The sequence below is a fragment of the Indibacter alkaliphilus LW1 genome (genome assembly GCF_000295935.2).
Classification (GTDB): domain Bacteria; phylum Bacteroidota; class Bacteroidia; order Cytophagales; family Cyclobacteriaceae; genus Indibacter; species Indibacter alkaliphilus.
Genome location: NZ_ALWO02000049.1, coordinates 66,786 through 84,826, shown reverse-complemented (window position 1 = coordinate 84,826; position 18,041 = coordinate 66,786). Strand labels below are relative to the sequence as shown.

General features: G+C 40.3%; 11 protein-coding genes. 5 read left to right on the top strand and 6 right to left on the bottom strand.

The window, feature by feature from the left end; all coding sequences use genetic code 11:
* Positions 1–10 precede the first annotated feature (10 nt).
* From A33Q_RS17950 to A33Q_RS17930, 5 genes are all read right to left on the bottom strand, one after another.
* Positions 11–916 carry a DUF4249 family protein gene (locus A33Q_RS17950; protein ID WP_009035079.1) on the bottom strand — a complete coding sequence of 302 codons (906 nt, stop codon included), beginning with the start codon at positions 914–916 and terminating at the stop codon, positions 11–13.
* Positions 917–922: 6 nt separating this feature from the next.
* Entirely contained in the window at positions 923–3,274 is a 2,352-nt protein-coding gene (locus A33Q_RS17945) for a TonB-dependent receptor (protein WP_040490663.1), read from the bottom strand.
* Between the two features lie 229 nt (positions 3,275–3,503).
* Positions 3,504–4,550 carry a Kelch repeat-containing protein gene (locus A33Q_RS17940; RefSeq protein WP_009035077.1) on the bottom strand — a complete coding sequence of 349 codons (1,047 nt, stop codon included), beginning with the start codon at positions 4,548–4,550 and terminating at the stop codon, positions 3,504–3,506.
* A gap of 260 nt (positions 4,551–4,810) precedes the next feature.
* Entirely contained in the window at positions 4,811–7,225 is a 2,415-nt protein-coding gene (locus A33Q_RS17935) for an ABC transporter permease (RefSeq protein ID WP_009035076.1), read from the bottom strand.
* Between the two features lie 178 nt (positions 7,226–7,403).
* Positions 7,404–7,652, bottom strand: a complete 249-nt coding sequence (locus A33Q_RS17930; RefSeq protein WP_009035075.1) for a hypothetical protein — start codon at positions 7,650–7,652, stop codon at positions 7,404–7,406.
* A 26-nt stretch (positions 7,653–7,678) separates the two neighbouring features.
* Between A33Q_RS17930 and A33Q_RS17925 the strand changes: the two genes are divergently transcribed.
* The 3 genes from A33Q_RS17925 to A33Q_RS17915 all read left to right on the top strand — a co-directional run bounded on the left by A33Q_RS17925 (position 7,679) and on the right by A33Q_RS17915 (position 13,081).
* Positions 7,679–10,843, top strand: a complete 3,165-nt coding sequence (locus tag A33Q_RS17925) for a SusC/RagA family TonB-linked outer membrane protein (RefSeq protein ID WP_009035074.1) — start codon at positions 7,679–7,681, stop codon at positions 10,841–10,843.
* 12 nt (positions 10,844–10,855) lie between these two features.
* A complete protein-coding gene (locus tag A33Q_RS17920) occupies positions 10,856–12,307 on the top strand; it encodes a RagB/SusD family nutrient uptake outer membrane protein (RefSeq protein ID WP_009035073.1) in 1,452 nt (483 codons plus the stop codon).
* Between the two features lie 144 nt (positions 12,308–12,451).
* Positions 12,452–13,081: a response regulator gene (locus tag A33Q_RS17915; RefSeq protein WP_009035072.1), complete on the top strand. Its 630-nt coding sequence runs from the start codon at positions 12,452–12,454 to the stop codon at positions 13,079–13,081.
* On the opposite strand, the gene A33Q_RS17910 is transcribed toward A33Q_RS17915, so the two are convergent.
* Positions 13,078–16,404, bottom strand: a complete 3,327-nt coding sequence (locus A33Q_RS17910; protein WP_009035071.1) for a sensor histidine kinase — start codon at positions 16,402–16,404, stop codon at positions 13,078–13,080. The genes A33Q_RS17915 and A33Q_RS17910 overlap by 4 nt on opposite strands.
* A 300-nt stretch (positions 16,405–16,704) precedes the next feature.
* Between A33Q_RS17910 and A33Q_RS17905 the strand changes: the two genes are divergently transcribed.
* On the top strand, positions 16,705–17,058 hold the full coding sequence (locus tag A33Q_RS17905; RefSeq protein ID WP_040490660.1) for an SH3 domain-containing protein: 354 nt from the start codon (positions 16,705–16,707) through the stop codon (positions 17,056–17,058).
* Positions 17,059–17,226: 168 nt separating this feature from the next.
* The gene (locus tag A33Q_RS17900) at positions 17,227–17,805 is read left to right on the top strand and encodes an ABC transporter permease (RefSeq protein WP_009035069.1); all 579 of its coding nucleotides are present in this window, start codon (positions 17,227–17,229) and stop codon (positions 17,803–17,805) included.
* Positions 17,806–18,041 lie beyond the last annotated feature (236 nt).

Genomic DNA, 18,041 nt, shown 5'->3' with positions numbered 1-18,041 from the left:
TTGTAGTGGATCACCAAGATGATACTTCCAATTCAAAGGTAGCTTCACTTTTTAAAATCCCCAATCCACCTTTTATATTGGTATAGACCTGAACAGGCTGCGCAAATGGGTCACCATCGGTGTAGTTTTGAAGACTAAAGGTGCTTTCGTAGAGAAAATAGCTTTCTGAAACAGATTTAAGAACATAAAAAATCTCCACACTGATCCCCTCCGGAAGCTCTCTTTCTTCTATGGAGAAAAAACTTCCAGAGGTGATAACTTCCATATCAAAAGTCCTCCCTTCGAATAGCCTATCATTAAATAAAATTGTCCTCCAACTATACTCCTGTTGGTATACAGGGTCTTTTGCTCTCAGGCCTATCGGGTAAATCTGAGTTTCAACACGTTCATTGCCAAACTGATCATTATAAGTAAATACTCTTTTTTGGTATGCTGTAATTTCATAAAAATTTTCTCCTACAGGATCATCGAAAATAATACTGATTTCATCTCGCATATTTCCATCTTCTGAAGAAGAATTCCGAACTATAAATTCCTTAATGGGCACGAGCTGGGGAATAGTTTCATTCACTTCAATAAGTTCATATCCAGGCACATCTACAGTAATGGTATAATTTATCAGTTCCTCCAATACAACTGACTCATTGCCATAAGTTTCTGAGGTCACATTATATGATAAGGGGAAGCTAGACGAAGGAGTTATTAGATTCACCTCTGCATTTGGAATACTGTTAAACCTAAAATTATTATCCAAAATATGCCTACTGAAAGTCAATCTCACCTCAGGACTCTCTCCTGCTTTAAGATTAGAAACTATGGTGACATTTGGTTTTTCAAAAGGAATATCCACATCCACCACTGTCTCGCAGGCAGTCAATGCCCAGATCATAAAAAGAAGAGATAAGTATTTTTTCATTTCAGCTTAGAATTTAAATGAATAAGAAAAAGAAGGAATCATCGGAAACAGACTGTATTGGACAATTTTCCTGTTGCCAGACCTATCAAATCCAATATCCATAAAAAAAGGATTCAACCTATTGTAGGCATTGTATATACCCAAAGTCCATTTTCTCTGCCCCCAACTGGTATCTTTCCACCAGCTAAAACTTAGATCAAGTCTATGATAAGCCCTGTAACGAAAATTATTTCGGCTTTCATAATACTGAATTTGGGTTCTCATGGGATCACCCCAGCGATTTGAAATTGCTCCCTCATACCGCTGTGTTGGAAGAGAAACAGCATTTCCGGTTCCGTAAACCCATACCAAAGAAAAATCTCTGTTTTTCTTCCAATCATGGGTAAGGGCTATGCTGATGTCATGCCTCCTGTCATATTTGAATGGGAACCATTCTCCAAAATTTATCTCATCAAACCTTCTTTCGGTATTGGACCAGGTATAGCCTACCCATCCTGAAACCCTACCCACTTTCTTTTGGGCCAACAATTCTATACCATAACTCCTCCCCTCGCCTACAGCTACTTTTTCCTGCCAATCCTGGTCAATATTGAGGTAGGTCGCCCCATCTCTATATTCAATCAATCCATCCATGGTCTTGTAATAGGCTTCGGCACTCAACTCAAATCCTTTAAAGGTCTTGAATGCCCCCAAAGCAACCTGCATGGACTGCTGAGGCCCTATCTGCGGAGTAGCCGGTACCCAAAGATCTGTTGGCAGGCCCAAACCTGCATTGGTCAGCAGGTGTATAAATTGTGCCATGGTCACAAAAGAAGCTTTGATTGAGGTACTTTCATCAAGCAAGTATCTGGCAGCCAACCGTGGTTGTAAAGACCTGTAATGCTCCCCATCGGTCAAAAATCCTGAATAATGGAGTCCTACATTGGCCTTAAGTCTGCTTGTGATATTGATATCGTCTTCTACATAAAAGGCATACTCTGTTGAATTCAGTTCTTCGGACCCCAAGACCATGTCCTCATCTCTCTGCGTGCTTTCGCTGGCATAGACTCCAGGCGAAAAGCGATGCAAAATGGCATTCCCACCGAATCTGATGTAGTGGTCAGGGTTTGGAACATATTCAAAATCTGCTTTTGCTGCCAAATCGCGGATCCCGGAAAAATACCTCTCCGCATAAAATCTCTTTTCTGAAGTTCCTGCACCGGAAATCTCTTGTTCGTATTCACTAAAAAGATCAAAATTATAGCGACTATAGGTGAATGTATAGTTGGCAAAAAGCCTGTTATTGATAATATTGTTCCAACGCAAAGCCGAAATGAAATTTCCCCATTTTAGACCAAACTCATCACTGTAATCTGTCCTTTGATTATTGTCCACATAAAAGTTTCTACTTCGGGCGTATGCTTTATCATCTCCTGAATAAACGCTCAAATAAAGTCTGTTCTTATCATTGACAATATGGTTGACCTTGCCATTGAGATCATAAAAATAATATCCCACAGATTCATTTCCTGAGGTAGCTGCCTGAATGATCGGTCTTGCAAGAATATCCAAATAGGTCCTTCTTGCTGAAAGTATAAATGAGGTTTTATCTTTTTTGATAGGACCTTCCAGAGTCAATTTAGAAGCTATAATCCCAATAGAGCCTTCTCCTTTGAACTCCTGCATATTGCCTTCCTTCATGGTCACATCAATCACTGAGGAAAGCCTGCCTCCATACCTGGAAGGGAAGCCTCCTTTGATCAATTCCACATTGTTGATGGCATCCGCATTGAAGACAGAAAAGAAACCAAATAAATGCGAGGCATTGTACACAGGTACTCCGTCCAAAAGGATAAGGTTCTGATCCGGCCCACCTCCCCTCACGTAAAGCCCACTCGCTCCCTCAGTACCTGACTGCACTCCGGGAAGCAATTGCAACACCTTAAAAACATCCACCTCTCCCAAGAGCGCGGGCAGTTCTTTGATCTGTTTGATGGGAACATTGATCGTTCCCATTCTGGTGATTTCCTGAATGGGCTCCACAGCTTCCGAGGTGACCACAAATTCATCCAAAACTCCATCTGCTCCCAACTGTACATTGATGACAGTATCTTTGGTGGCGGACATGTAAATTCTCTGTGTTTGAAAACCTACAAAACTGAAGAACAGGTCTACGCTGTCAGCCGTAGTCGTATAAGAATAAAAACCAAACTGGTTGGCCACCGCTCCTTTTTTGGAAACCTTGTCGTAGATATTGGCGCCTATTAAAACCTCTCCCGAAGCAGCATCCTTTACGTTTCCACTGATGGTGATTTTCTGAGCATTGGCAAGGGTAATGGTAAAAAACACAAAGCCCAACAAACAGTAAAATTTCTTCATATAATAAAATAAAAAGCAGAAATAAGAATATTTTACAATTTTAACTAAAAAAAATTTAGCAATAAAATTAATCTGAAAATTTTAACGATAATTTGGAATTCCATCCCATCAGGAATTAGCTTGCCTTTCAAAAGGGAGGTTGGGAAGTTATTTTTGGAAACCAGTTTGAGGAACTGTTTTAGGAGATTCAAAATAATTTTTAATCATTCTAAAACAGTACCCGCAAATTCTATTTCAACTCTAATTTCCAAAAATCCTTTTCAAACCTGATGGCATTGCTTTTTGATCCAAAACCTATAAAAACTTGTCCATTGACCATTTGAAGTATCTTTTCTGAAATACCTTCACCAGGATAGTCTGAAACCTTCTTCCAATTGCTGTCTTTTGGGTCAAATTGCCAAATTTCTTTGAACTGCTGATTTTGCCCCCAAATATCACTTTCTTTTCCTCCGAGAACATAACCAAAGCCATCCTTAGCAAATGAGACAGCCCCATATCTTTTCACTCCCGGGAAATCTGAGAGTTGGGCCCATTCTCCGCTTTGGGTGTCATAACTCATGGTTTTTACAGAACCTACTCCTCCCTCTAAGCCCCCAAAGTAATAAATTCTGTTTCCAATTTTAAAAGCAGCTGCTAGGTCAATGGGTATCGGTGAAACAGGTTTCTTTTCATATAGAAAATTATCAAGGGAAATTTCATAGGCATGAAAAGTGTCTACAAACATGGCCTTATTGTTTACCAAAGTAATGTGTCCCCCATAAGTACTTGGTATTGCTTCCAATTCGGCAACTTCTTCCCAAGAATCATTTTCGGGATCATATGCATGTATTTTCCTATAAAAAATGAAATCACAGGGTTGGTCCATGATACAATTCAAAGTTTCACCAAAAAGCACATATCCTTTTCCATTATATGCAATTGCTGCACCCTTTCTGAACTTTCCCAAAGGGAATTTTGCCTTTTCAGTCCAAATGTCGGATTTGGTGTCATATTCCCAAAAATCATCCAGAAGAGTATATCCTGATTCATCAGTACCTTCTCCCGTTCCAACATAAAACTTGTCACCTATGGCAAATGAAAAAGCATTTTTCCTTCCTGAAGCCGGAAATTCATTTGCTTTGGTAAATACAAAATTGGTAATGGTTGGGGGATTTGGAGGGTTCTCATTTATAGGCGGGTCCAGATCATTTACAGGAGGCTGTAAAGCCGGCTCCTCTGGAGCAGTGCAAAACACAAGCAAAAAGCCTGCGATTATTGCCAATAAACTTTTCTTCATAGATGTCTTAAAAAACAGCGAAAATGTATCAAGAAAAACTGATTAATTTTCTAGCCAGAAGAAAATTATTTTAAACACCTATTACTTTATAAATGGCTGAAATCCTTATTCTCCTTATAGTTTTCCTCGAGGGATAAAACACTAGTTGAAGAAATGAACAAAAGAACAATTTTACTTTTCCATGATGGAATTATTTTAATGAATACTTTAAGTGCCCGAAAAAATGGCAAAGGGCTAATCCCAAGATCAAAGTTTATGGTTTACTGCGACCTTAAGGAATTCACCGGATTCATCAAAGCAGCTCTGATGGCCTGATAACTGATTGTCCCATAGGCAATCAAAATAGCGATAAAGCCCGAGAAGATAAATGTACTCCAAGAAAGTTCTATCCTGTAAGCAAAACCTTCCAGCCATTCCGCTGCTGCATAATATCCCATTGGAGCGGCAATGAAAATAGCAATGCCCACCAAGAACAAAAATTCCCTGGACACCAAAGTGGTAATATCAAAAGTACTGGCACCCAAAACCTTCCTGATGCCTATTTCTTTGGTTTTTTGCTCAGCTGTAAAAGCAGCCAATCCAAATAGTCCAATGCATGAAATCAAAATGGCGACTATAGTAAAATAAAGGATAATTGTAGAGGTCCTTTTTTCCTTTTCATAATTTCGCTGAAAATCCTGATCCAGGAAACTATATGAAAATGGGGTCGAAGGATTGGTAGACTTCCAGGCATTCTCAATAAATGACAATACCTCAGTCATTTGTCCGCCTTGTATCTTGGCGACCAGATAGGGAGGATTTTGAGTAGGTACGAATGCAAAGGGCTTAATGACTTTGTGAAGGCTTTCAAAATGAAAATCCCTGATAACGCCTACAACCTCGTACTCAAATTTTTCACCCTGCCATTCCATAACCAGTTTTTTCCCTACGGCCTCCTCTTCAGCTATTCCGTAGGCTTTTAAGGTTGCTTGATTCACGATCAAATGTCTGTTGGATTCGGGAAAATCTGCATTAAAAGACCTTCCATAGATTAGCTCCATACCAAGGGTTTCTATATAATCATCTGCTGCACGGCCAATAATCACATCCACTACATCATCCACAGTCTTCCCCTCTTCATACAAAAGCCAATCTTGGATCACCTCTATTCCAGGATAAGTTGAGCCTCCACTGACTGCGATTATCCCCTGATGACTGACTAAGCTGTTTTTTAATGCTTCATAGTTACCTCTTGCTTCCTGACTTTGGAGAGAAAGGACCAGCTGTTGTTCTTTATCAAAACCAAGTGAGGTATCCTGCATGAACCACATCTGTTTTTGAACAACCAAAACCATCGCAATCAAAGCTACTGAAACCACAAATTGAAAAACAACCAGCCCCTTTCGGATAGCGATTGCTGAATACCCTTTTGTTTTTGTTCCTTTCAAAATTGATATAGGCTTGAAACCCGAAAGGTAAAATGCGGGGTAAAGACCTGATATCAATCCCGTGAAAACCGTCAAGCCCAAAATTATTAAAAGTACCTCTTGATATTCGAAGATGGAAAGTGACTTGTCCGTGATATTATTAAAAATCGGTAATAACAATATGATCAATAAAACCGCAAGGGTCAATGAGATAAAACTCATTATCAATGACTCCCCAAGAAATTGATACACCAGTTGTTGCTTATCTGCTCCAATAACCTTTCTTACCCCAACTTCTTTGGCTCTTTTTTCTGACTTGGCTGTAGAAAGGTTCATAAAGTTGATACAGGCAATTAAAAGTATGAGGACTCCTATTGATCCGAAAATATAAAGAATAGTCATATTTCCGGTGGCACCAACTTCATAATTAAGATTGGAGTTGAGGTAAATATTTTTTAAGTCCTGAAGAAACAAACTACTTGAAATTCCAACCGCATGGATATCATCTCCCTGTTTTTGTTGATAAAATTCATTCAATTTTGCCTCAAGTCCCTGTGATTCTGTACCGGACTGAACCCTGATATAGGTATGAAACATATTGTTGTTCTTCCAGGAATTTTCTTGAGCTACATAGGTACCAATATCCGAATTCATTATGGACAAAAAGAAATTGGCATTGATATGGGACTTCAGGAACTTGTCCTCAAACACGCCTGCAACCCTATACTCAAAATCACCTTCAGGTAAACCTATTTTCAAAACCTCCCCAATGGGATCTTCCATTCCATAAATTTTTTCTGAAAGCGTTTTGGAAAGCACCATAGTGTTGGGACTTTCCAACAGCGAACTGGGGTTTCCAGCTACCAAGTTGTATGTGAACACATCAAAAAATGTTGAATCTACATAATAGCCATTTTGCTCCTCAAAAATTTTTGTCTCCTCTCCCTTTTCACTGGTAAGCAGCATAGATTCCAACATGGGATATTTGAATAACCGTGTGGACTGTACAACATCTGGAAAATTGGATTTGAATCCTTCCGCCATAGGAGCTGGGGAAGATGCTGATCTTCCTTCTCCAAAGTCAACCCCTACCCTATAAATCTGGCCTAAATGCTCGTGATGTTTGTCATAACTACTTTCATCCCAAATGAAAAGTAACAGGAAAATACAGGTAGCGAGTCCTACACCCAGACCAAGGATGTTGATCAAAGATACTGTTTTGTTTTTGACAAAGCTCCTGATTGTTGATTTGAGCGTGCTCTTGAGCATAGTTGAAATTGCTTAGGTGAGTTGAATGCCTATTTCCATCATTATGCCATTTTTAAATTGTCTGTACCATTGAATATTGCCTTTATTCATATTGAGCGGCCATAAATCCGAACATTTTTGTTCGCATACGGGCAAGATTGAGAAAAATAACAAAAGGCCAAGTTCCAGACCGGAAACTTCAAAATCTTTCCCAAGGGGTAGCCTTTCCGGATTGTTTTTTTAGGCTCTTGGAAGTTACCAAAGCAGCATAACCTAAGCCAAATTCTTGATCTCCTGATTTTACAACTTCTGCAAGACATCTGAAAACAAGGAATCCTGTCTGTTTAAACCCCTTTTTGGTGACATTTAAAATATGTTTTATCCCCCAATCCGGGGGTTTTTCAGGTCTGGTGCTCAGACTACTTTTAGCCCTGCCAATGAAGGTCATTGGCAATTAAAAATAAATTAGAGATTATGAAGAAAACTTTACTGCTGTTTTTGATGGCTCTTTCAGTCCAAGTAGGACTGCATGCCCAAAACAGATCTGTACAAGGGCAGGTCTTTTCATCCGAAGATGGAGAAGGCCTACCCGGAGTAAACGTATTCGTCAAAGGCACCACTATAGGTACTGTGACGGATATTGATGGAAAGTTTGGTATCAGTGTGCCCTCAGGGCAAAATGAGCTAAGCTTTAGTTTTATTGGGTTTGTTACCAAAACGGTAAAATTGACTGCAAGTGATTTTGTGGAATTAACCATGGATCCGGATACTGAAACTCTCGGAGAAGTCATTGTGGTCGGGTACGGGGCTCAGTCCAAAAGGTCTGTGACCGGAGCTATCAGCTCAGTTTCCGGCGAAAAGATCGTTAATGCCCCAGTACAAAGCTTTGACCAGGCATTACAAGGTAGAGTAGCCGGCGTCAATATCCTTACACCAAACGGCGTCTTGAACAACCCACCCGTGATCCGTGTAAGGGGTGTAAACTCACTTAGCCTTAGTTCTTACCCATTGATCGTGATAGATGGAGTTCCTACTTTTTCCGACAGTGATGGCACAGGAGGAGGGCTCTCTTTTAACTCTGCTGCCAACAATCCTCTGGGAAATATCAATCCAGCCGACATCCTTTCTGTGGAAGTGCTAAAAGACGCTGCTGCTGCTGCAATTTACGGATCCAGAGCTTCAAACGGGGTGATTTTGATTACTACCAAAAGAGGAGAGCAGGGAAGCTCCAAAGTGACCTTTGATTCGTGGGTAGGAAGAACTGAACCAGTCAGGTTATTCGATTTGCTCAATGCGGAAGAATACATGATGATCAAAAACGAGGCCCGTGAAAATGCCGGACAGGAAAAGGCCTTTTTCCCATATTTGGACAATAACAACAGACCTGTTGACACCAATTGGTATGACGTAGTCCTGAGAAACGGGATTGCCCATAACCAAAACCTCGGAATTTCGGGTGGAAACACCAAAACCAATTACTACTTCTCAACAGGCTACACCAGACAGGAGGGAATTATCCAAAGAAATGATTTTGAGCGTATAAACGGAAGACTCAATATTGACCATAAGGTCTTCGAAAGGTTCACTGTAGGGGCTACGATGAACTATACAAACGCTATCAACAGGGCTCCCAACACCGGTTCTCTTCCTGGGCAAACCTTCAACACCTCAGGGTTGGGAAGATTGCCTTTGGTCAGCGCACCCAATGTACCGGTATTCCTGAATGATGGAAGCTACAACATCACACCAAACAACCAGCTTGGCCCTGCAAACAATACCGTTCAATCAGGTTTCACCAATGCTGCTCCAATCTTGGACCTGAATAGGATGAGTTCTGTCAACAACCACCTGATGGGTTCTGTATATGGTGATGTCAAACTTATCGAAGGGCTCAATTTCAGAACCACTTACGGAATTGACAGGCTGAGCATTGAGGACCAGACTTTTTACTCCAAGATACATGGTGATGGATTCAGCAACGGTGGCCAGGCTGACAATCTGTTCAGATCCCTAAACAGATGGAACCTGCAAAACACACTTAATTACAATACAGGCTTGGGTGAACTCCTGGACATTAATTTCTTAGTAGGTAATGAGCAACAATACACCCAAGATGAGAGGTGGGGTGCCAGAAGAACCGTAATTGCAGATGATTTTTTCGATTCCTACCAGGGCAATTTCACAACTATCATTCCTTTGGGAAATATACAGACTGAAAATTACCTAGCCTCATTCTTTGCCCGTGCCAATTTCAACATGGCAGGTAAATACCTTTTAAGTATGAATGCCAGAAGAGATGGTTTTTCTGCTTTTGCAGCAGGAAATAAATTCGGTAATTTCTGGGGCGCATCTGCAGGATACATTCTTTCTGAAGAGTCATTTTGGAAAAACTCAGCCCTCTCCTCTACCTTGGATTATTTCAGACTCAGAGCCAGTTATGGCCTTGTTGGCAATAATGGGGTAAACAACTTTGCTTCATTAGGCTTATACGGAACCGGACTTTATGGTCCTGATCCAACCATCATTTACACCCAGCCAAGTAACCCAAACCTTACTTGGGAAACAAGCAAAAAAACAGATTTCGGGATCAATTTTTCCATGTTGGACAACAGGATAGAAGGTGAAGTCACCTGGTACAATAACCTGGTGGACGGCCTCATTCTTCCTGTACCCCAAGCACCTTCTAAAGGGGTCCCGGGCTCTCCCGGAAACATGACCGGAAGTGGTTCCATTGACACGAATATAGGTTCCATGATGAACAGAGGTATAGAAATGGCAGTGACATACAAAGCCATTCAATCCAGAAACTTTTCATGGGACATCAATTTGAACTTTTCAACGCTGAAAAACGAAGTAACTGCTCTGGCTACTGAAGATTCTCAGATTTTGACTGCAACATCACTGGAGACAGTGAATATCACCAAAGTAGGACACTCTGTAGGCAGTTTGTATGTAGTAGAAACCAGAGGGGTAAACCCTGAAAATGGAAGAAGGATTTTTGTCAAGAGAGGAGCAAACGGAGAAGAGACTCTTGTACAATATGATCACCTGGGAACGGGTTGGACCACTTTAGATGGTCAGCCTACCAGCCAACCTACCCAAAATGCAGATGGAATAATCATGGGGCCAGTACTTCCTACCTGGTTTGGGGGAATAGACAATACATTTAGATATGGTAATTTCGATTTAGGGGTTTTTGTTCAGTTTTCAGGGGGTAATTATATCTATAACGGTACAAAGGCTGGCCTTAGAGACATGAGATTCTGGAACAATCACAAAGATGTATTGGACAGATGGACTCCTGAAAACCCTAATGGAAGCATTCCAAGAGTAGTCTACACAGATAATATTTCCAACGGAAGCGCCTTCCCTATTTCTGAAAATGTGGAAAAGGGAGATTTTATCCGGGTAAGAAACCTGATGTTGGGCTATACGCTTCCATCAAACCTTACCCAAAGACTAAAGATCTCCAATGCCCGACTTTACGGACAGGTCCAGAACTCATTCCTCTTTACCCGATACTCAGGCTCAGATCCTGAAATCTCCACAAACGGGAATAACCCCACCGCTGCAGGAGTAGACCGAAACTCCATAGGTCAGGCAAGAACCTTCACTTTAGGCATCAACATAGGTATTTAATTGAAAAGCATTATGAAAAAATCAATAAGCAGCAGTTTGATAGCAATAATTCTTTTGTTCTCAGCCTGCAATGAAGATCTCTTAAACCCGATTCCAAGAACTACATTCTCAGAAGCAGTGGTATTTGACAGTCCCGAAAAAGCTGATCAATTACTCAACGGACTTTATGCTACTTTAATAGCAGGACAGTTTTACGGAAGCCGGTACATCATTTACAATGACATCAGGGCTGAGGATTTCATTAACCGCACCACAAATGGTGTTACAGGCCTGGCTACATGGCAGCACACCCTTGTTTCCACCACCAATGAGGTACAGAATCTTTGGTCTGTAGCCTACCTGCTCATCAACAGGGCCAATATATTTATGCAGGGAGTAGCTGAAAATGCTGATAAGGTCGGTGGTCAGGAAAAAGTAATCCAATATCAGGCGCAGGCCAGGTTCCTAAGGGGACTGGCTTATTTCTCCCTTCTCCAACTCTATGCGAGGCCATACGCGGACAACAATGGTAGCCATCCTGGCCTTCCATTACGGGTACAACCCGAATTGGATAATGCCAACAATGCCTTAGCAAGGAGTACGGTCGCTGAAGTCTATGCACAAATCCTTGAGGATTTGAATTTTGCTGAACAAAACCTGAACGCAGAAAATGGATCAGCTTTAAAAAACACCACCATGGCGCATAGAAACACTGCAATTGCATTAAAGACCAGGGTTTATTTGGCCATGAGGCAATATGGAAATGTGATTTCGGAAGCCAATAAAATTGTAAGCCAAACAGCTCCATTCATTGCTGATTCAGGGGTCAATCATTCCCTTCAGGAAGATATAGCAGATGTGTTTGCCCCTCCATACACAGGTCCCGAAAGTATATTCTCAGCACCTTTTACTGAAATGGCCCTTCCAGGTACCCAGAATGGCTTGGGAAGTTACTACAACCCGGGACCTAGAGGAAATGGAGATTATTCACTGAATATGGACAATGGCATTTTCACGCTGGAGGTATTTGAAAAAGAAAATGATGCCCGCTCTGAATGGATGTTTGAAAATCAGAGCAATGGTCTTAGCTATCTCAATAAATTTCCGAGAGGCCCCCAGCACTTGGATTATGCACCGATTATCCGCTATGCTGAAGTATTGCTAAACCTTTCTGAAGCTTTGGTACAATCTGGAGGAGACCAATCCAGAGCACTTGAATTGTTAAATGCAGTCAGAACAAGATCCAACCCCGAGGGAGCCTATTCAGGTTTTGCATCAACAGAGGCATTTATGGAAGCCCTTTTACTGGAAAGAAGGCTGGAGTTTATTGGGGAAGGGCTTCGGTCTTTTGATTTGATGAGAACTTTAAGTACAATCCCTGGTAAAGAAAATGTACAGGCGATTCCCCCAAGTTCTCCGAATTACATTTGGCCTATTTCCGGTGTGGAGCTTTTGACCAATAGCTTGATGACTCCAAACAATTGATATTATTTGATTTAAAGAAGATAAAAGGGGGTCGCCATTGGCGGCCTCTTTTATTTTTATCAAAATTTCCCCCAATATGGGGGATAACTTTTAGTAACTTGTAGGGGTATAAAGGGTATGCTATAATCACCAAAGCCCAGATCTATGAATTTTCATAAAAGAATTGTCATCATAGAAGATGATGCGGAGTTAAGAGGCTGTTACAGGCTTATCATCGGTTCTGTAGATAGGTATCATTTTGTAAATGCTTATGAAAACTGTGAGGAGGCCTTTCCTCATCTTCACAAAGACAAACCGGATATCATACTGATGGACATCAATCTTTTTAGCGGCATTTCAGGAATTGAAGGTGTCAAATATATCAAATCAAAGTACCCTCATATTGAGGTGGTCATGATCTCAGTTCATGACGATGCTGAAATGGTATTTGAAGCTTTGAGAGCCGGAGCCTCAGGTTATATTACAAAAAGCTCAAACTACCTTGAACTTATCCAATCTTTGGATGAATTGGTAAAAGGAGGTGCACCCATGAGTTCAAAAATTGCCAGGTTAGTGATCAGCAATTTTCACAGCAACCCCAACTCGCCTTTGTCAGAAAGGGAAAAAGATGTACTGAAATTGATTTCTGAAGGGAAATCATACACCCAAATTGCGGACCAGCTTTTTATTTCTAAGGAAACCTCCAAAACACATATCAAAAACATTTATTCCAAATTAGAGGTCAACTCCAAGTCTGAAGCAATTGAAATGGCCAAATCTAAAAAGTATATTTAATGCGATGAGGCTTTCACTCTGATGCCCATCAAAGTTCCATTTCGGGATTTGATGAGAAGCTCACCTTTACACCGTCCTGATCTGAAATGCAGGTTTTTCAATCCATTACCTTTCCTGTCAGCAGGACTCAGTCCAATTCCGTCATCCTTGACCAAGAAAAGCAAGTGCTTCTCTTTTTGAAGAACCATCAGCTGGCAGAACCTTCCATGGGAATGCTTGAGAACATTGGTCAGTAGTTCTTTGACCAACAACATCAGATCTCTTACCAAGTTAGGTGCCAAAGGCATGTCTTTTTCCAGATTTATTTTGAAGTGAAAATCTATACCTGATCCCTCAAAAAGGTGTACCCCGAAGTCTCTGAGTTGTAGTCCCAGGGATTCTAAAGTGTTGTTACTTGTATCCAAAGACCAAATGAAATCCTTGGTGTCTCCATAAAGACTTTTGGCAGCACTCTCTATTCTATCCATAGTGATACCTGGGCATTCCCCTGCCTGGACCTGGAGCTTCAGTACACTGACCAAGGCTATAATTCTTGCCAGCTTATTGCCTACCTCGTCATGGAAATCTCTATGGATATTTCGATATATACTCTGAATTTCGGATTTTAAGACCTCTCGTTCAGTCACATTTCTAACATTTAGGACATAGCCTTGATCAAAGCCTGCTTCATGGTTCAGGATTTTTTTGCCAATAGTCTCCAAGACAAGCAACTCCCCCTTTGGGGAGAATGTCCGGAATGTCATTGGAACCTGCTGAGAAAACAGCTCAGAATTCCATTCCTCAACTTGAAGCAACCCGGGAAATACCTCATTAATATCCATGCCGCGAAGGTCTCTTGATGCATGCCCAAGTATGGTTTTCACACTTTCAGAGATCAAAACTATTTTCCTACTTCTATCCAATAGACATACAATGTCCTGGCTGTTGCTTGAAATTAAACCAACAAATGCCATTATCCTTTCTTGTTTTCCTATCGCTGTTTCAAGAGCTCTGTTTTTATGATTCAATTCGGATGTTCTGGCTTTGATGGTATTTTCAAGCCCCTTATTGATTTCCTCTATTTCCCTTGTACGTTCAGCAACTAGCCTGCTAAGTTTAAGGTTTTTGCGAATGGTTTTACGCTGAAACCAAAAATAACCCAAAATAATCAGAAGACCCCCTGCCAACACGACCATGATCAAAAACCACCACTCTTTCCAAAAAGGCTTGGCAACAACTATGACAAGCGGGAATTTATAATAGGAAACATCTCCCTGAAAATGGCTGGCCTTGACTTCAATTTGATACTTACCTGATGGAAGGTTGGTAAACTGAACTCCGGTTCCCCTTTCTGCTTTTACCCACTCCTGATCAAAATAATCCAGACGGTATTCCATCAGACAATCCCTTCCTCTGATATAGTCATTCATAATGGCTTTGAAATAAAGGGACTGCTGACCATAGGCCAGGTTGAGAAATTGGAGACTAGGATACACTTCCTCTCCGTTAATCTGAAGATTGCTAAGCCTTGGCCCCGCTCTTTTTTTTAATTGATAATCCTTTCCCAATTCCATCAACCCGTTTACAGTGCCGAAGAGCAAGTTCCCATCATCATTTATCAACATTGCATTGAGGTTGGACTCCAGAAAACTGATCCTATCATCATAATACAATATCCCACTGTTTGAATGCAATTCAACCCCTCGCTCTGTGCCTAAAATCAATTCATCTTGACTGTTTATGGCTAGAGAAAAGATATTTTTAGCTCTTTTGGAATTCAATACCCTATTCACACTCTGCTCCTTCACATCAATCAGCAATGCTTTACCTTGACTTCCTGCGGCCCAGAGCAGATGATTTCCTGCATTTTTCAACACCAAAAAATTTAAATCTTCTGTATCAATAGATATTTTAAATGCCGACTCTCCTCTGATTTCAAAGAGCTCCCCAGATTCCAGAATTACAATTTCCCCTGAATCCAATATTTCAATCTGACTGACTTGACTAAGCCTATGGCCTTGGCTGCTCCTGATTTCATTTGACTTTCTCAGATTCAGGTCAAAAAGGAAAAGTCCTCTTTGTGTCCCTACAAAAAGCCCCATCTCCGATTTTTGCAGTATATTGACTTCGCTTTCCTCCAATAATGGATTAGTAAAAAGTGTAATTTCATCAGTTTTTAAATTTTTCAATACCAGGTATTCCTGACCTGCCAAAATGAGCTCATGGGATGAAAATGGTGCAACACTGAAATATTGCATTTCCGGTATTTTGATTTTTTTAATCCTTCCTGAATCATTGATAAATAGTCCTTTGGCTGAGGCAAATACAAAAGAAGTGGACTCCGGAAGCTGAAATAGGGAATTGACGTTACCCATGCTTTGGCCTTGGAAATACAGTTCCCTGATATGAAGATCATAGAGTTTGTATAGCCCTTGGCCATAAGTACCAATCCAAAGTGTTCCGTCCCTTGATTCCCAAATTGCCGCTAAATTCAAAATCGGTTCTTCAGCCTTTAAAGTCAATTTCGCAATACCGTTTTTATTTAGTTGATACAAGTTGTTATTGGCTATTATCCAAGCAGCTTCTGAGCCAGATGCCCAAGCTTGGATTTCTGAAAATCCTCGTTCAGACACTTTGAAACCTATACCTCCGGAAGCCCTGTCGAAAAGCTGAACCCTGTCCCGGTAAACCAAAAATATTTCATGGCTGGAATTTAAAATTGCCCTTACTCCGGCTCCTATTTTTAAAACTTCTTCAGATTCCCCATCTAGTATATAAAGGTTCTCATCATCTGTTACAACAAGGTATTTATTATTCTCCAAGTACAAAACCTGCCTGATATTGGCCTTTGGAAATGCCTTCAAAAGTTCAATCCCCCCAATTTCATCAACCCTGTAAAGCTTATCTGCATCGCTAAAAAGCGGATTAGAGACGTCTGTTACGTGCAATTCGATGTTTGATTGTCCTTCAAAAATAAGTTCGGATTTTCCCGAATGAACAGCCTTCAAAAACAACTTATTAGCTGAGCTCACAAGAACTCTTTCTCCGCAAGCGCCCAGATTAAAAGACTGTTGCACCTCAGAGCCCAGGTCCATGGTTTCAATATCAATACCATTATAAACTATTAGCTGAGGCCCAAAGGCTCCCAAAATGATGTCATTATTTTTGGCTTCGGCTATTGAATGAATATATTTTGAATAAAGCTCTTCTTCGGTTCCGACTTTGATCAAGGGAAATGTATAGGAGCCCTGCTGCTCTTGTCCCAATACAAAGGCATTCACCTCAAAGCAAAACCATATGAGGCCAATGAGCCCTTTTACTCCTTCTGACAGCATCCGCAACATAGACAAATTAAATCAAATCAATTGGTGGACAATTCACCCATAATGGGGGATTTGGACTTAATATCAGATTTGTTTCAAAAAACTATGCCATTACCTGCACCCTTTTGTTGACGTCCTATGCCCAAGCCATTTTCAAAAATAACCTCCTGCTTCTTACAGCGTCTGATTCAACACATTCACTCACCTAAATTGGGTCATAAAAGCCATTGTTTTTTACCTTAATAGAGGTTTTTTAAAGCAGGTTGAAAGGTTCTAATTTTAATATTGAAAACATAAACCAAAACCAAAATCTAAAAAGCCATGAAAACCACAATGTTAAACTTCCTGCTTTTACTGACAATTGTATTTAGCAGTCATGCACAGAAGGAAAAGCCACTGAGCATCACCAAATCAAAGTTTTCTGATGTAAAAGTATATGCTCAGCCAAGTACTTCAAGTCCTTTAATCATGAGTTTAGAAAAAGATGAACCGGTAGATTTCCACAGAAAGTCTATTGCCAATGGTGGACATTGGTCTATCGTCAATCTCGCAGGAAGGCCCGGCTATGTGCTTACCAATGAGCTGTACAATGAAGTCCAACCTCAATTTTCGGGTAAGGTTAAAAAATCAAAATTAAAGTCAGAGGTGGTAGCGAACCTGAAAAATCTTGATTGAACGATAAATACAAATGCATCCATCTAGAATATTGTTCAGAATCGGATTTCTTTTGTACAATATCGGACAAACAAAATGAAGAATACCCCCATAAGGCTGTTGACAACCCCTCTTTTAATTGGCATAGTTGGTGGTTAATGAATACCACCAACTATTATATACCCAATTATGAAGAAGTCTTTTTTCTACATCATTACGCTCATGGTGACAATGCTCAGTTTGAAAGCCGTGAATTCTCAAAATATGGCTTTTTTAATCGAGTATGAAGAATTTGATCCCGGATTCGATATGTTTATTGATCGGAAAAAAAGCCATATTCAAAGGGAATTCAAGCCTGCAGAACGATTGAATGAGAGTACTTCAACATCGGCAATACATGAAACTGAAAGCTTGAAATTCGATATTCTGGTTTTCACCTCTGCCAAGGAATCAGACCCCTCAGCAAGACAACTTTCGGGAAACATCTTGGCGATGGATAAGGAAAAGTTTAAGGGGTCTAATTTAAAACTAGTTCAAGGGTTTTATCAGGAAAGCTTTCAAGGTGAATTCAATATCCTGATATCAAAAGAGTTTTCTGAATCTTTATTTGGCAATGAAGACCCATTTAACAAAATCCTCTTACTTGAAAACAGTCATTATGTGGTTATCAAAGGAATATTTAAAAACCCTGAAAAAGGCTTAAAATATGATGTAATTACCAACCCACAAACATTTGAAAAACTGGTGAGGAGAAACCAGAATATTTAACGCGATATAGGGGATTTATGGGCAGCAAGTGAAGCCTACATTAGCAATAGGAAAAGTCAAGCCTCTCTTTTCCGAAAAGTTCTTTTCAAGAGGTATTTAGTTTAGTTGATAAAAAAAGACAGAGGGAACTTCCTTCTGTCTTTTTATTTTTAATAATACTGGAATTCACGGTCAATCTATATAAAAATGATTATCCAATTAATTTATGAAACCTGAGTAAAAAACTGACTTTTTCA

What these genes read in the sequence shown, in the direction of transcription:
- A33Q_RS17950 (WP_009035079.1), bottom strand. Translation starts at nt 916, where the DNA reads ATGAAAAAATACTTATCTCTTCTTTTTATGATCTGGGCATTGACTGCC.
- A33Q_RS17945 (WP_040490663.1), bottom strand. Translation starts at nt 3,274, where the DNA reads ATGAAGAAATTTTACTGTTTGTTGGGCTTTGTGTTTTTTACCATTACC.
- A33Q_RS17940 (WP_009035077.1), bottom strand. Translation starts at nt 4,550, where the DNA reads ATGAAGAAAAGTTTATTGGCAATAATCGCAGGCTTTTTGCTTGTGTTT.
- A33Q_RS17935 (WP_009035076.1), bottom strand. Translation starts at nt 7,225, where the DNA reads ATGCTCAAGAGCACGCTCAAATCAACAATCAGGAGCTTTGTCAAAAAC.
- A33Q_RS17930 (WP_009035075.1), bottom strand. Translation starts at nt 7,652, where the DNA reads ATGACCTTCATTGGCAGGGCTAAAAGTAGTCTGAGCACCAGACCTGAA.
- A33Q_RS17925 (WP_009035074.1), top strand. Translation starts at nt 7,679, where the DNA reads ATGAAGAAAACTTTACTGCTGTTTTTGATGGCTCTTTCAGTCCAAGTA.
- A33Q_RS17920 (WP_009035073.1), top strand. Translation starts at nt 10,856, where the DNA reads ATGAAAAAATCAATAAGCAGCAGTTTGATAGCAATAATTCTTTTGTTC.
- A33Q_RS17915 (WP_009035072.1), top strand. Translation starts at nt 12,452, where the DNA reads ATGAATTTTCATAAAAGAATTGTCATCATAGAAGATGATGCGGAGTTA.
- A33Q_RS17910 (WP_009035071.1), bottom strand. Translation starts at nt 16,404, where the DNA reads ATGTTGCGGATGCTGTCAGAAGGAGTAAAAGGGCTCATTGGCCTCATA.
- A33Q_RS17905 (WP_040490660.1), top strand. Translation starts at nt 16,705, where the DNA reads ATGAAAACCACAATGTTAAACTTCCTGCTTTTACTGACAATTGTATTT.
- A33Q_RS17900 (WP_009035069.1), top strand. Translation starts at nt 17,227, where the DNA reads ATGAAGAAGTCTTTTTTCTACATCATTACGCTCATGGTGACAATGCTC.